We start from the raw sequence: 13,601 nt of genomic DNA, 5'->3' as shown, positions 1-13,601 counted from the left end.
TCCAGGCGGGCGCTGAGGTTCCGCCACCCGCACCGCCACGCAAAACGAGGATGAAAAAACCTCATTGAAACTGCGACCTTGACCGCGAGGAATGCGCCGGTCCAGGCGGAAGATCCTCTGCAATCCGCCTGAATCAGGCGTTGCGGACAGTCAGGCCGCCGTCGACCGCGAGCACCGCGCCGGTGACGAACGAGGCCGCGGGCAGTAGCAGGGATACCGTGACGTGGGCGACCTCCTCCGGCTCTCCGTACCGCCGCAGCGCTGTGCGCCGCCGCGCGAAGACGGCCTTGTCCTCGTCCTGGATTCGCGCGGTCATGCCGGTGTTGATCGGGCCGGGACAGACGCAGTTCACCGTGACTCCACTGGGCCCCAGCTCCACGGCGAGCGAGCGCGTCAGGCCGATCACGCCGTGCTTGGAAGCGGTGTAGGCCGTGATCCCGGCCGTCGCGCCGAGCCCCTCGGTGGAGGCGATGTTCACGACCCGGCCCGCACTGTTGCGGCGCAGGTCCGGAAGGGCCGCCCGGACGAACCTGGGATATGCGGTCAGGTTGATCGCGAGCGTGGTCGCCCACGCATCGTCGAAGCCCTCATCCGCCAAACCGGCGTGGATGCTGACTCCGGCGTTGTTGACCAGGGCGTCGATCGGGCCGAGCGCCTCGCGGACCTCCGACACCGCGGCCGCGGGCGCGCTGGGATCCGCGGCGTCCGCGACCACGGCGTGCACCTCAGCGCCTGCGCCGCGGATCTCTTCAGCAACCGCCGCCAGCCCGTCGGCGTCGCGGTCGACGATGCCGACGGCGGCGCCCTCGTCGGCGAGCAGGTGGGCCGTCGCCCGCCCCATCCCGCTCGCCGCTCCGGTCACGAGGGCAACGCTGCCGGCGACAGAACGGCTCAATCTGGTCAGTCTGGACATCGATGTCCTTCCGGTCGGGCGGGCGTCAGGATCGCTGCCGCGTGGCGAGCACCCGCTTCGTCTCGTCGGAGACCGGTGCGGCGAGCACCGCGGCCACCAGGTCGGTGAGGTAGTGGGTGAACAGGGTTTGTTCGCTGCGCGGGTCGTCCTTGGCGCGGCGGCTCAGTTCGAGGTGCGCGAAGTGGATGGCCGCGAATCGGCGGTGCAGCGGCGGGCCGACCGCCTCGGGCGGCAGCATCGGTGCCACCAGTTCGAGCCAGCGGGCCAGGCTGCCCCCGGGGTCGTCGAGCACGATCGCGGCAGGTTCTCCCGGCTCGACCATCCGGTTGGTCCGGCCGAGCAGTTCCGCGGTGATCTGCAGGTACTCGCGGCCGCCGGCGGGATCCGACAGCTTCGCGATCAGGGGCAGGACCAGTGCGGACGCCAGCGCGCGCAGGTCGTCGCGACCGGTCAGCTCGTACTGGTCGAGCAGCGTGTTGCGGCGTGCCCCGACGTCACGCCCGTGCTCGATCAGCACCTCCCGGAGCAGGCCTTCCCGGTTGGTGAAGTGGTACTGCAGCGCGGTGGTGTTGCGCTGCCCGGCGGCGCGGGTGATCTCCCGCAGCGACACCGCGTAGATCCCGCGTTCGGCGAAGAGCCGGGTGGCCGCTCGGATCAGCGCCGACCGCGCGTCCGTCGCGGGTTCGGCATCGCGCGTCGAGGTGTGGGTCATGGCGAGAACCTATCCGTGCCGCGATTCGCCGGCCGTGACCGCGCGGATCAGCTCGGTGCGGATCTGCCGCTTGAGGATCTTCCCGGAGGCGTTGCGGGGCAGCTCGTCGTCCTGCACCCAGACGTGCGCGGGGATCTTGAACCGCGCTATCCGCCCGTCCAGGAACGCGCGCAGTGCCTCGGCGGTCAGGGTGGTGCCGGCGAGGCCCTGGACCAGCACCCCCACCTCTTCGCCCAGGATGTCGTGCGGGATGCCGATCACGGCGCAGTCGGCCACTGCGGGATGCTCGTGGATCGCGGCTTCGACCTCGGCGCAGTAGACGTTCTCCCCGCCGCGGATCAGCATGTCCTTGGCCCGGTCGACGATGTAGACGAACCCCTCTTCGTCGATCCGGGCGAGGTCGCCGGAGCGCAGCCAGCCGTCGGTGATCGCGTCGGCCGTGGCGTCCGGCCGGTTCCAGTAGCCCTTGACCACGTTCGCGCCCTTGATCCGCAGCTCGCCGATCTCGTCCGCGGGCAACCGCTGCTCGGTGACCGGGTCCACCACCTCGACGTCGCAGATCGCGACCGCGAGCCCGATGCTGTCCGGCTTGGTCAGGTAATCGAGTCCGCGGTTGGCCGTGGTCATCGAGGATGTCTCGGTGAGGCCGTAGCCGTTGGCCGGCGCCGCGCCGGGCAGGAGCGCGGCGGAGCGCTGCACGAGCGCCGGTGGCGCAGCCGCTCCTCCGGTTCCGACCGCGGTCAGGCTGGTCAGGTCGCGCCGCGCGAACTCGGGGTGCGCATAAAGTTGCGCGAGCATCGCCGGCACGCCGGTGAATTGCGTGACGCGCTCGCGCTCGATGAGTTCGAGTGCGGTGCCGGCGTCCCACTTGTGCATGAGGACCAAAGTGGCGCCTCGGTGGAAGGCACCGAGCAGCACCGAGTGGCAGCCGGTGCCGTGGAAGAACGGAACTGCCACCAGTGCCGTCGCCGGCACCGCCTGCGCCGCGGCCAGATCGGCGAGCGACCCGCCCTGCCGGAGCAGGGCCCGGGCCGCCGCGTATCCCACGCTGGTCACGTTGCCGCAGATGTTGCGGTGCGTGCCGAACGCGCCTTTGGGAGTGCCGGTGGTCCCGGACGTGTAGAAGATCGTGGCGTCGTCCTCGGGACCGAGGTCGACATCGGGAAGCTCCGCGGCGGCGGGCACATCGCGGATGTCGCGGCTGCCGGCGGGCAGCGGCCCGGTCGGCCGCGCCACGATCGCGGCGATCCCGAGGCCCGGTAGCACGTCCCGCAGCCGGTCCATCCGCTCCTGGTCCGCGATCAGCACCTTCGCCCCGGAGTCGCGCAGTCCGAACTCCAGCTCGCTCGCCGACCACCAAGCGTTCAACGGCACCACGACAGCACCGGCGCACGCGGCGGCGAAGAAGGCGACCGGCCATTCGGGGAAGTTGCGCATGGCGATGGCGACCCGGTCGCCCTTCCGGATGCCGTGCTCGTCGACGAGCCGCCCCGCCAACCCGGCCACCTGCTGGAAGTGCTCGCGATAGGTGACCCGCTCATCGCCGTGGACGAGGAAATCCCGCTCGGCGAAGGCCTGCGAGCTCTCGACCATGGCCCGCAAGCTGGCAGGCGCGTTCCGCCAGGCACGCACTCGCACACCGCGGATGTCGACCTCGACGGTCTCGAAAGGCGCGCCCGGAGCGGTCAGCTCTGCGCGGATGTCCTCGTGGTTCCTCATCGTTTCCACGTCCCCACCCTCGCCGGCTCGAACATTCCGTGAGACGGCTCGAATCTGCTCCGTCCGCAACGGAAAATCAAGTGCTTGTGCTTCTAAGGCAGTCGCATTAAGTTGACGCCCGTCACCGAAGCCCGCACCGGAGGAGACCGCCGTGGCCTGGGAATTCGAGACCGACCCCGAGTTCCAGCGGGAACTCGACTGGATCGAGGAGTTCGTCCGCGAGGAGATCGAACCGCTCGACCACATCATCGACCACCCCTACGACCTCGACGACCCGATCCGCGCGGAGCTGATCCCGCCGTTGCAGGAAACGGTCCGCGAACGCGGCCTGTGGGCCTGCCACCTCGGCCCGGACCTGGGCGGACCCGGGTACGGGCAGGTCAAGCTCGCCCTGATGAACGAGATCCTCGGCCGGGCGCGCTGCGCCCCGATCGTCTTCGGCGCCCAAGCCCCCGACAGCGGCAACAGCGAGATCCTCGCCCACTTCGGCACGCCGGCGCAGCAGGAGCGCTGGCTGCAGCCGCTGCTCGCCAACAAGATCGTCTCGGCGTTCTCGATGACCGAGCCGCAAGGTGGCGCCGACCCGAAGGTGTTCACCACCAGCGCGGTTCGTGATGGCGACGAATGGGTGATAAACGGGGAGAAGTGGTTCTCCTCCAACGCCCGCTACGCGGCGTTCCTCATCGTCATGGCGGTCACCGACCCGGACAACCCGCCCTACCGGCAGCAGTCGATGCTGATCGTCCCGACCGACGCACCGGGCGTGGAGATCATCCGCAACGTCGGGCTCGGCGGTGACCCCGAAGGAGCGGGCTCGCACGCCTACATCCGCTACAGCAACGTCCGCGTTCCGGCCGACGCGCTGCTCGGCCCGCGCGGCGAGGCGTTCATGGTGGCGCAGACCCGCCTCGGCGGTGGGCGCATCCACCACGCCATGCGCACCGTCGGGCTGATCAGGCGGAGCCTCGACATGATGGCCGAGCGAGCACTCTCCCGCACCACCCAGGGCGAGCAGCTCGCGCGCAAGCAGATGGTGCAGGAGATGATCGCGGATTCCTGGCTGGACCTGGAGACCTACCGGCTCCTGGTGCTGCGCACCGCGTGGCGCATCGATAAGTACCAGGACTACCGCAAGGTGCGCGCCGACATCTCCGCGGTCAAGGCGATGATGCCGCGCGTCTTGCGCGATGTGGCCTCCCGCGCGCTGCAGGTCCACGGCTCGCTCGGCGTCTCCAACGAGATGCCGTTCGCCGGGTACGTCACCCAGTCCTTTCACATGGGGCTCGCCGACGGTCCGACCGAGGTCCACAAGGCCACCCTGGCCCGGCAGGTGCTGCACGACTACGAGCCCTCCGACGACCTGTTCCCCACCCGCCACGAGCCGAAGTTGCGCGACCAAGCCCGCCAGAAGTACGCCGACGTGCTCAAGCGACACGGGCGGCTCCCGGCGTGAACGCACCCCGACCATCCACAGTGGATCCCGCGCTGGTCGATTTCACCGCGCTCGCACGGTGGATGGACGACCAGGGCCTGCCGCCGGGCGACTTCACCGAAGTCACCGAACTGACCGGCGGCACGCAGAACGTCATGCTGCGGCTACGCAGAGGCGACCAGGTGCACGTGCTGCGCCGCCCGCCGCGACATCTGCGCAAGCGCAGCAACGACGCGCTGATCCGCGAGATGAGGGTGCTCGCGGCGCTCGCGCCGACACCGGTGCGCGCCCCTGCGATCGTCGCCGGCTGCCCCGACCCGGAAGTCCTCGGCGGAGCGGTGTTCTACCTGATGGAGCACGTGGACGGTTTCAACGCAACGGTGTCGCTGCCGCCCCGCCACGCCGCTGATGCGGCCATCCGGCACGAGATGGGACTGGGTGCCGCCAGGGCCATCGCCGCGCTCGGCGAAGTCGACCACGTCGCGGTCGGCCTGGGCGACGTCGGGAACCCCACCGGGTTCCTCGACCGCCAGGTCGGCCGCTGGCTGGGCGAGCTCGACTCCTACGCGGCGTTCGACGGCTACCCCGGCCCGAACCTCCCGGGCGTCGCCGAAGTCGCCGACTGGCTGGACCGCAACCGCCCGTCGACCTGGCGCCCCGGTCTCATGCACGGCGACTACCACCTGGCCAACATCATGTATTCCCACGCGGGACCGTGGGTGGCGGCGATCGTCGACTGGGAGATGGTGACGGTCGGCGACCCACTGCTCGACCTCGGATGGCTGCTGGCCACCTGGCCGGAAACCGACGGCGGCCTGATCCGCCCCTCCGCGATCGCGGATGCGGGGGGCCTGCCCAGCCGTGCCGAACTCATCGCCTGCTACGCCGAGCACTCCAGCCGCGACCTGGCCGCCATCATCTGGTACCGCGTCCTGGCCTGCTTCAAGCTCGGCATCGTCCTGGAAGGAACCCACGCCCGCGCCTGCGCGGGCAAGGCACCGGCCGGCATCGGCGACCGCCTGCACGCGCACGCCATCGGCCTGCTCACCCAAGCCCGATCGCTGATATGAACCCCGGTTGGAGCGCGATCCCATGACCGACACGACCTTCGACCTGACCGGCAAGATCGCCCTCGTCACCGGTGGCAGCCGAGGCATGGGCCGCGCGATGGCCCACGCCTTCGCGGCCAAGGGGGCAGACGTGATCATCGCCAGCCGCAAGCTGGAAGCCTGCGAGAACACGGCACGTGAGATCGAGGAGGAGCACGGCGTCCGCGCACTCCCCGTGGCCTGCAACGTCAGCCACTGGGATCAGTGCGATGCCCTGGTCGAACGCGCCTACGCCGAGTTCGGCCGAGTCGACGTGCTGGTCAACAACGCCGGCCTCTCGCCGCTATACCCGAGCCTCGACCAGGTCGGCGAAGCCCTGTGGGACAAGGTGCTCGCCGTCAACCTCAAGGGCCCGTTCCGGCTCACCGCACTGATCGGCACCCGGATGGCCGATGGCGACGGCGGCGCGATCATCAACATCTCGTCGATAGCCGCGATCCGACCGGCACCGATCGAACTCCCCTACGCCGCAGCGAAAGCCGGCCTGAACACTCTCACCGAAGGCTTCGCCCGCGCCTTCGGCCCCAAGGTCCGGGTCAACGCCATCCAAGCCGGGCCGTTCCTCACCGACATCTCCCACGCCTGGGATCTCGACGCCTTCGCCGAACGGGCCAGAACCTCGATCGCGCTGGGCCGCGGAGGCGAGCCCGACGAGGTCGTGGGAGCAGCTCTCTACTTCGCCAGTGCCGCGTCTTCCTTCTGCACCGGAGCAATCCTCCGCCTCGACGGCGGCGTCCACTGACTCCCCCGAGGAATTTTCGGTCGGCTGTCCCGCAATCACAGGACCAAACCCGCGATTGCGGGACAACCTTCAGGCCAGGTCGACGGGTCGCACCCGCAGCTTGGCCGCGATGCGCGCCAGCGCCTGCTGGTCGGTGGCGGTGAGCTGGTCGAGGACGAGCTGCCGCACCGCGCGCACGTGGGTGGGCGCGGCGGCGACGACCACCTCGTAGCCGACGTCGGTGAGGGCGGCGACGGTGTACCGGCCGTCGTCGGGGTCGGGCGAACGCTCGACCCAGCCCCGCTGCTCGAACCGCTTGACGACGTTGGACAGGCGCGAGAGGGAACCGTTGGCCAGGTAGGCCAGCTCGCTCATCCGCAGGCGGCGCCCCGGGGCCTCCGAGATGTGGCTGAGGGTCAGGTACTCGAAGAGGGTCAGGCCGGCCTCGTGCTGCAGCGGCGACTCCAGCCGGCCCGGCAGCAGCAGGATCAGCGAGACCAGCCCGGTCCATGCCTCTTTCTCGTCCGGGTTCAGCCACAGCGTCTCGTCCGGGGCGTCCCCGCCGGGGTTCGGAGTTGCGGTGGTGGCCATGGCGGCACCATACCGAGCGGCCATGACTTCACGCGTGAAGTGAAACCGTGCTACGTTCACTTCACACGTGAAGTGATCTCGGAGGGACCGCCATGAGCAAGCCGGAATTCTTCGCCACGCCCGGGTACGGCGAGACGCAACTGGCCAACATGCACTACAACCAGGCAGTTCGAATCGGCGACCGCGTCGAGACCTCGGGCCAGGGAGGCTGGGACGACGACTGGAACTTCCCCGAGTCCCTCGAAGACGAAATCGTGCAGGCCTTCGAGAACGTCGAGCGAACCCTCGCCACGACCGGCGCCACGTGGCGCGACGTCATCGCCGTGAACTCCTACCACATCCCCGAATCCGCCGAGTTCATCGGAGAAGTCCACAACCGCGTCATGGTGGAGCAGTTCCGCAAGCGCATGGGCGACCGCGCGCCCATCTGGACCGAGATCGGCGTTCCGGCCCTCGGCGCCCCGAAGATGCGCGTCGAGATCCGCGTGACCGCCATCATCGGCCACGACGGCTGACCGACATCCCGGCAACCAGACGCGATCTCCTGGCGCCCGCTTCCAAGACGACGCGTCAGGTCCGATGTGCCAGGTTCGATGTGCCGGCCGACCGGGCGTGCCGGTCGGCCGGCACCGGCGCTAACCGAACGAGACCGTCCCACCGGTCAGGACGGCGCGCTCGCCGACCGCGGCGCCGAAGGCGACCGCGCTCGCATCGGCTCCCCAGCAGTCGACCGAGAGCCGGTCGCCGGGGAAGACGGGAGCGGCGAAGCGACCCTCCAACCGGCGCAGGCCGGCCGGATGGGCGCCGTAGCGCCGCGCCACCGCCAGGGTCGTGCCCGCCAGGGTGCACAGGCCGTGCAGGAACGGCCGCGGCTGCCCCGCCGCCTCGGCCGCTGCGGGATCGATGTGCATGTGGTGCCGATCCCCCAGCAGCCGGTACAGCGCCGCCTGGTTCGGCGCGGTGGCGATCGCGAGCCGGTGGTCGACCGCCGCTTCCGGCCGCTTCGGGCTCGACGGGCCGCGCTCGCCGCCGAACCCGCCGCGGCCGGGGGCGAACAGCGCCCAGGTGGCCACGAAGTAGTCGCTCTCCACCGCCACCTCGAAGATCGCCGCCGAGCCCTTGTCCCACACCCTCGCCACGGACGCGGTCATCGCCAAGGAGCCCGAACGGGGCAGCGGGGCAAGGACTTCGAGCCGCTGGGAGCCGTGCACGGCGGTGCGGGTGTCGAACGCGCCTCGGGTGCCCAGGGCGTCGGGAGCCCACTGGGCGAGCGTCAGCGCGAAGGTGGGCAGGACGCGCAGCCGCTCCTCGAAGACCAGGTCGAGATCCGCTGCGCTGGCGCCGACCGCCAGCGCGTAGAGGATCGCGTCCCGCTCGGTGTAGTCGACGGCGCGGCTGCCGAGCTCGACGCCCTCCCATTCGCCCGCCGCGCGGGCCGTTTCCGCCGTCATCGCGCCGCCCCCACGACCAGGCCGCTGGTCGGCACCCCGGCTCCCGCCGTGACCACCACGTTCCGCACGCCTTCCGGCTGGTTGACCGAGGTGCCCCGGACCAGCCGGACGGCCTCGGCGATGCCGTTCATCCCGTGCAGGTACGCCTCGCCGAGCTGGCCGCCGTGGGTGTTGGTGGGCAGCCTGCCGTCCAGTTCGAGGTGACCGTCCCGGATGAAGTCCTTCGCCTCGCCCCGGCCGCAGAAGCCGAGCTCCTCCAGCTGCGGGAGCACCAGCGGGGTGAAGTGGTCGTAGAGGATCGCGGCCTGCACGTCGTCGGGGCGCAGCCCGCTCTGCGACCACAGCTGGTCGCCGACCAGCCCCAGCTCCGGGATGCCCGAGATCGACGGCCGGTAGTAGCTCGTCATCATGTGCTGGTCCGCGCCGGAACCCTGCGCCGCGGCGAGCACGTGGACCGGGGCGTGCGGCAGGTCCCGGGCACGCTCCGCGGAGACCAGCACCAGCGCCTGGCCCCCGTCGGTCTCCTGGCAGCAGTCCAGCAGGTGCAGCGGCTCGGCGATCCACCGGGACGCCTGGTGCTCCGCCAGCGTGATCGGGCGCTGGTAGAACCAGGCGTTCGGGTTGGTGGCGGCGTGCTTTCGGTCCAGCACGGCGACCCGCCCGAAATCCTCCGAGGTGGCGCCGTACTCGTGCACGTAGCGGCGGGCGAACATCGCCACCCACTGGGCGGGCGTGTTCAGGCCGTACGGCGTCATCCACGAGTACGCGGCCCGGTCGGCGCTGGTGTCCATCGCCCGGTCGGCCTGGCCCAGCCCGTAGCGCTCCCCCGACCGCTCGTTGAAGGCGCGCCAGCAGACCACGACCGACGCCAGCCCGGTGGCGATGGCGGCCGCGGCATGCGCCACCGTGCCGCAGGCCGCCCCGCCGCCGTAGCCGACGCGGGAGAAGAAGGTGAGGTCGCCGATCCCCGCGTTGCGGGCGACGTGGATGTCGGAGCTCGACTCCGCGGTGTAGGTCACCATGCCGTCGACGTCGGCGGGTGTCAGCCCGGCATCGGCCACGGCGGCGAGCACCGCCTCGGTCGCGAGCCGCAGTTCGCTGCGGCCGGATTTCTTGGAGAACTCCGTCGCGCCGATGCCGACGATCGCGGCCGAACGGGACAGCGCGGTTGCGCTCATGCGGATTCCTTCCTGGCGCCGGGAAGCTGGATGTCGACCGTGCCGGTGACGTGTGCGCCGAGGCCGTTCTCGCCCCGGACCGAGACCTGGACGCGTCGGTGCGGCTCGTCCTTGCCGGTCACCGCGCCGCTGAGGACCATCGTGTCGCCCGGGTAGTTGGGCGCTCCGAGCCGGATCCGGATGGCCTTGACCACCGCTGCCGGGCCGGCCCAGGAGGTGACGAACCGGTCCACGAGACCGTTGGTCGTCAGGATGTTCATGAACACGTCTCGGGAGCCGCGCTCGACCGCGAGTTCCGGGTCGTGGTGCACGTCCTGGAAGTCGCGACTGGCGATGGCGGTGGCCACGACGAGCGTGCGGGTCAGCGGAATCTCCAGCTCTGGAAGGACTTCCCCGACGCTCACCGCGTCGAACGTCCGCGTCGGCGGGATCGTCACGACGCCACCTCCTCGACGGCCAGGTGCTCCCCCAGGTCGGCGAGGGCGGCTGCGGCTCCGCCGAACGTGCCGGAAATCTGCTTGCCCCACAGGAAGTACCGGTGGGCCGGGTAGTCGACGTCGACGCCGATGCCGCCGTGCACGTGCTGGGTGCGGTGCACGACGTCCAGCCCGGCCTGATCCGCCCACCACTTGGCCACCAGCACGGCGCCGTCGGCGTCGGCCGCCTCGTCGGCGAGCGAGGTGAGCGCCTGCCACAGCGTCACCCGCATGGCCTCGATGTCGATGTAGCAGTCGGCCAGCTGGTGCTGGACCGCCTGGAAGGTGGCCAGGGGCCGGCCGAACTGGTGTCGTTCGCCGAGGTAGCCGGCGGCGAGCGCCAGGGCCCCTTGCGCGACTCCGGCCTGGATCGCCGCGAGAGCAACGATCGCGCGCCGCAGGGTCTGGCGGAGCGCGTCGCCGCCCGGGACGCCGACCGCGTGGCCGACAGCCTTGTCAAGGCGGAGGTTCCCGCTCAGGTCTCTGGTCGTGGTCTCGGCCTGCTCCCAGTGCACGCCTTCGGCGTCCGCTTGCACCAGGAAGAGCCCCGGCCCCCGGTCCGTGGTCGCGGACACGAGCACCGCGTCGGCGCCCTGCGGAGACGGCACGACCGCCTTGATTCCCGTGAGCAGCCAGGCATTTCCTTCGGCGGTCGCCGTGCAGGTGGGCGCGCCCGGCTCGGCGGGAGCGAATTCCTCCAACGCCAGGGTGAGCCGCGAGCTCCCGTCGGCTGCCGCCGGCAGGATCCGGGCGCGCTGCTCCTCGTCGCCGTGGGCGGCGACCGCCAGCGCGGCCACGCCCGCCGTCCACAGTGGAACCGGCGCGACGAACCGGCCCTGCTCCTCCAGCAGCACGCACAGGCCGTCGAGGCCGAGCCCCGCTCCGCCGTGCTCCTCGGGCAGCGCGATGCCCACCAGCCCGGCCCCGGCCAGGTCCGCCCAGAGGCGCTCGTCGACGCGCGTCTCCGACGCCTCCACCTCCCGGATCCGGTCGGTGGTGGCCCGGTCGGTGAAGATGCTGCGGGCCAGGTCCTGGACCGCGACCAGCTCGTCGCTGAGGTGGAAGTCCATTCGGGATTCTCCTTCTCCGGCCGGGTCAGGGCCGGTCGGTCGCAGGGCGGAACACGGGCAGCGTCAGCTGCGGGTCCACCTCGAGCCATTCGAGCCGGACCGGCATGTCGATGGCGACGTCGTCCGGTGCCACGCCCACCAGGTTGGTGATCAGCCGGGTGCCCTCCGCCAGTTCGACGACCGCGATCAGCAACGGGTATTCGAACGCGGGGTGCGGCGGGTGGTGGGCGACCACGTAGCTGTAGACGGTGGCGCGGCCGGATGCCGTCACGGTGTCCCACTCGAAGGACTGGCAGTGCGGACAGCACGGGCCTGGCGGGTGGCGCAGGGTCTCGCAGAATCGGCAACGCTGGATGACGAGCCGCTTCTCCTTCGCCGCGGCGAACCAGAACTCGTTGTCCTGGTTCACGGCGGGCCGGGGCCGCAGCGCCTTCTTCTCCGCGGGCCGGAACGTCAGGGTGCGCCACTTCTGCGTCGCCACTGCGGTTCCGCTCGCGTCGCGGTAGGTGCGCACCGTCGTGACGAACCGTCCCGGGCCGAGACCGGTGTTCTTCTCCGGGGAGATCGACTCCACGGCCTCCTCGGTGCTGACCTCGTCGCCGGGCACGAGCTCGCGGTGGAACTCGAACTCGGAGTCGGTGGCCACCACCGAGCTGTAGCCGCCCTCGGCCAGCAGCGCGACGAGTTCGTCGAAGGGCGTGGCCGCTTCCGATGTGGTGGTGGCGTAGCCCCGCATGGTCCACGCCTGCGTCATCGAGGCCGGCGCGACGACGCCGTCGCGGCCCGTCGCCCGCGCGGCCTCGGCCGAGAGGTAGACCGGGTTGGCGTCGCCCATCGCCTCGACCCAGTGGCGGATCATCGGCACGTTCACCGGGTCCTGGCCCGGCCTGTCCGGCACGAGGACGCGTCCCACGTAGGACTGGAGGCGCCGCTCGTATTCCGCCTCGCTCTGGGGTTTCCGCTCGCCGTTCATGCGCCCCTCTTCGCCCGGGGCAGGCCGAGGCCCTGGGTGGCGACCATGTCGCGCAGCACCTCGTTCACGCCGCCACCGAAGGTGTTGACGATGCCTTGCCTGGAAAGCTGCTCGATCTGCCCGCCGAGCACGGCATCCGGCGATTCCGGGCGGATCCGCCCGCCCGCGCCGAGCACCTGGGTCAGGGTGCGCTGCACGTCGATGTGGGTCTCGGTTCCGTACGCCTTCGCGGCGCCGGCGGTCGCGCCGGTGAGCGTGCCTTCCGCGACCGCGGTGGTCATCTTCCAGTTCATCAGGCGCATCGCGTCGAGCTTGGCGTAGGTCCGGGCCATTTCCTGCCGCACCCACGGCTTTTCGATGACCCCGTTGCGCTTCGCCCAGGCCAGCACCTGCTCCCAGAGCTGGATCAGCCGCCCGCCGAGCGCCGCCAGCCCGATCCGCTCGTGGTTGAGCTGGGCGGTGATCAGCCGCCAGCCGCCGTCGACCGCGCCGACGACGTCGCCGGCGGGCACGCGGATGTCGCTGTAGTAGGTGGCGGTGACCACCATGCCGCCGACGGCCTGGATCGGGCTCCAGGAGAAGCCCGGGGCGCCGGTGGGCACGATCAGGATGGAGATGCCCTTGTGCTTGGGGGCTTCCGGGTTCGTGCGCGCCGCGAGCCAGACGTAGTCCGCGGTGTTCGCGCCGGAGGTGAAGATCTTCTGCCCGTTGACCACGAACTCGTTCCCGTCGCGGACCGCCCTGGTCTTGAGCGAGGCGAGGTCGGTGCCCGCGTCGGGTTCGGTGTAGCCGATGGCGAAGACGATGTCCCCGCTGAGGATTCCGGGCAGGTACGCCTTCTTCTGCTCCTCCGTGCCGTATTCCATCAGCGTCGGGCCGACGGTGTTCACGGTGACGAACGGGAACGGCAGCCCGGCGCGCTGGACCTCGTCGAAGAAGACGTACTGCTCCTCGATCGACCGGCCCTGGCCGCCGTACTCGCGCGGCCAGCCGATGCCCAGCCAGCCGTCGCGGCCGAGCATCTTGACGACCTCCCGGAACCTCTCCCCGCCGACGCCCTCCTCCCCCACTCGTCTGCGTTCGTCCGCCGGCAACAGCCCGGCGAAGTAGCCGCGCAGCTCCTGCCGGAGCCGACGCTGCTCGGGCGTCTCGCGCAAATCCATCGGGGATCCTCGTTCCTGAGCTCGGGAAAACACGGGTCGACGTTTCCGCTGATAACGGGGCCGTGAGTCTTTTGGGTTGCTATAGCAGCCCAA

Annotated in this window: 14 protein-coding genes; 4 read left to right on the top strand and 10 right to left on the bottom strand. The window is 70.7% G+C overall.

The genetic code is table 11. The annotated features are described in order from the left end of the window. Positions 1-133: 133 nt before the first annotated feature. The 3 genes from AB0I53_RS42600 to AB0I53_RS42590 all read right to left on the bottom strand — a co-directional run bounded on the left by AB0I53_RS42600 (position 134) and on the right by AB0I53_RS42590 (position 3,344). Entirely contained in the window at positions 134-862 is a 729-nt protein-coding gene (locus tag AB0I53_RS42600) for an SDR family NAD(P)-dependent oxidoreductase (RefSeq protein WP_358615068.1), read from the bottom strand. A 76-nt stretch (positions 863-938) separates the two neighbouring features. After that, complete coding sequence (locus AB0I53_RS42595; protein ID WP_358615066.1) at positions 939-1,625, bottom strand: helix-turn-helix domain-containing protein; 687 nt, start codon at positions 1,623-1,625, stop codon at positions 939-941. A 9-nt stretch (positions 1,626-1,634) separates the two neighbouring features. Beyond that, positions 1,635-3,344 (bottom strand): AMP-binding protein, encoded by a 1,710-nt coding sequence (locus AB0I53_RS42590; protein WP_358615064.1) that lies wholly within the window; start codon positions 3,342-3,344, stop codon positions 1,635-1,637. Positions 3,345-3,495: 151 nt separating this feature from the next. Between AB0I53_RS42590 and AB0I53_RS42585 the strand changes: the two genes are divergently transcribed. Genes AB0I53_RS42585 through AB0I53_RS42575 form a run of 3 tightly spaced genes read left to right on the top strand, consistent with a single transcriptional unit; the run spans position 3,496 to position 6,627 of the window. Beyond that, entirely contained in the window at positions 3,496-4,797 is a 1,302-nt protein-coding gene (locus AB0I53_RS42585) for an acyl-CoA dehydrogenase family protein (RefSeq protein WP_358615062.1), read from the top strand. Continuing rightward, positions 4,794-5,846: a phosphotransferase family protein gene (locus AB0I53_RS42580; RefSeq protein ID WP_358615060.1), complete on the top strand. Its 1,053-nt coding sequence runs from the start codon at positions 4,794-4,796 to the stop codon at positions 5,844-5,846. Before AB0I53_RS42585 ends, AB0I53_RS42580 begins: the two co-directional genes overlap by 4 nt. Positions 5,847-5,868: 22 nt before the next feature. Continuing rightward, complete coding sequence (locus AB0I53_RS42575; RefSeq protein ID WP_358615058.1) at positions 5,869-6,627, top strand: glucose 1-dehydrogenase; 759 nt, start codon at positions 5,869-5,871, stop codon at positions 6,625-6,627. Between the two features lie 69 nt (positions 6,628-6,696). On the opposite strand, the gene AB0I53_RS42570 is transcribed toward AB0I53_RS42575, so the two are convergent. Next, entirely contained in the window at positions 6,697-7,197 is a 501-nt protein-coding gene (locus AB0I53_RS42570) for a MarR family transcriptional regulator (protein WP_358615056.1), read from the bottom strand. A 92-nt stretch (positions 7,198-7,289) separates the two neighbouring features. On the opposite strand from AB0I53_RS42570, the gene AB0I53_RS42565 reads away from it, so the two are divergent. After that, a complete protein-coding gene (locus AB0I53_RS42565) occupies positions 7,290-7,712 on the top strand; it encodes a RidA family protein (protein ID WP_358615054.1) in 423 nt (140 codons plus the stop codon). Positions 7,713-7,832: 120 nt separating this feature from the next. Here AB0I53_RS42565 and AB0I53_RS42560 read toward each other — a convergent pair whose 3' ends face one another. Genes AB0I53_RS42560 through AB0I53_RS42535 form a run of 6 tightly spaced genes read right to left on the bottom strand, consistent with a single transcriptional unit; the run spans position 7,833 to position 13,508 of the window. Further along, the gene (locus AB0I53_RS42560; RefSeq protein ID WP_358615052.1) at positions 7,833-8,648 is read right to left on the bottom strand and encodes a MaoC/PaaZ C-terminal domain-containing protein; all 816 of its coding nucleotides are present in this window, start codon (positions 8,646-8,648) and stop codon (positions 7,833-7,835) included. Then, positions 8,645-9,826, bottom strand: a complete 1,182-nt coding sequence (locus AB0I53_RS42555) for a lipid-transfer protein (protein WP_358615050.1) — start codon at positions 9,824-9,826, stop codon at positions 8,645-8,647. Before AB0I53_RS42555 ends, AB0I53_RS42560 begins: the two co-directional genes overlap by 4 nt. Next, complete coding sequence (locus AB0I53_RS42550; protein WP_358615048.1) at positions 9,823-10,263, bottom strand: MaoC family dehydratase; 441 nt, start codon at positions 10,261-10,263, stop codon at positions 9,823-9,825. Before AB0I53_RS42550 ends, AB0I53_RS42555 begins: the two co-directional genes overlap by 4 nt. After that, a complete protein-coding gene (locus tag AB0I53_RS42545; protein ID WP_358615046.1) occupies positions 10,260-11,372 on the bottom strand; it encodes an acyl-CoA dehydrogenase family protein in 1,113 nt (370 codons plus the stop codon). Before AB0I53_RS42545 ends, AB0I53_RS42550 begins: the two co-directional genes overlap by 4 nt. Before the next feature lie 25 nt (positions 11,373-11,397). Then, a complete protein-coding gene (locus tag AB0I53_RS42540; RefSeq protein WP_358615044.1) occupies positions 11,398-12,345 on the bottom strand; it encodes a MaoC family dehydratase N-terminal domain-containing protein in 948 nt (315 codons plus the stop codon). Next, entirely contained in the window at positions 12,342-13,508 is a 1,167-nt protein-coding gene (locus AB0I53_RS42535) for an acyl-CoA dehydrogenase family protein (protein ID WP_358615042.1), read from the bottom strand. The genes AB0I53_RS42540 and AB0I53_RS42535 overlap by 4 nt, the downstream gene beginning before the upstream one ends. Positions 13,509-13,601 lie beyond the last annotated feature (93 nt).

Origin of the sequence: Saccharopolyspora sp. NPDC050389 (assembly GCF_040655595.1) — a bacterium.
Taxonomy (GTDB): Bacteria; Actinomycetota; Actinomycetes; order Mycobacteriales; family Pseudonocardiaceae; genus Saccharopolyspora.
The sequence above is the reverse complement of the archived record's forward strand: the minus strand, read 5'-3'. Positions and strand labels throughout refer to the sequence as shown.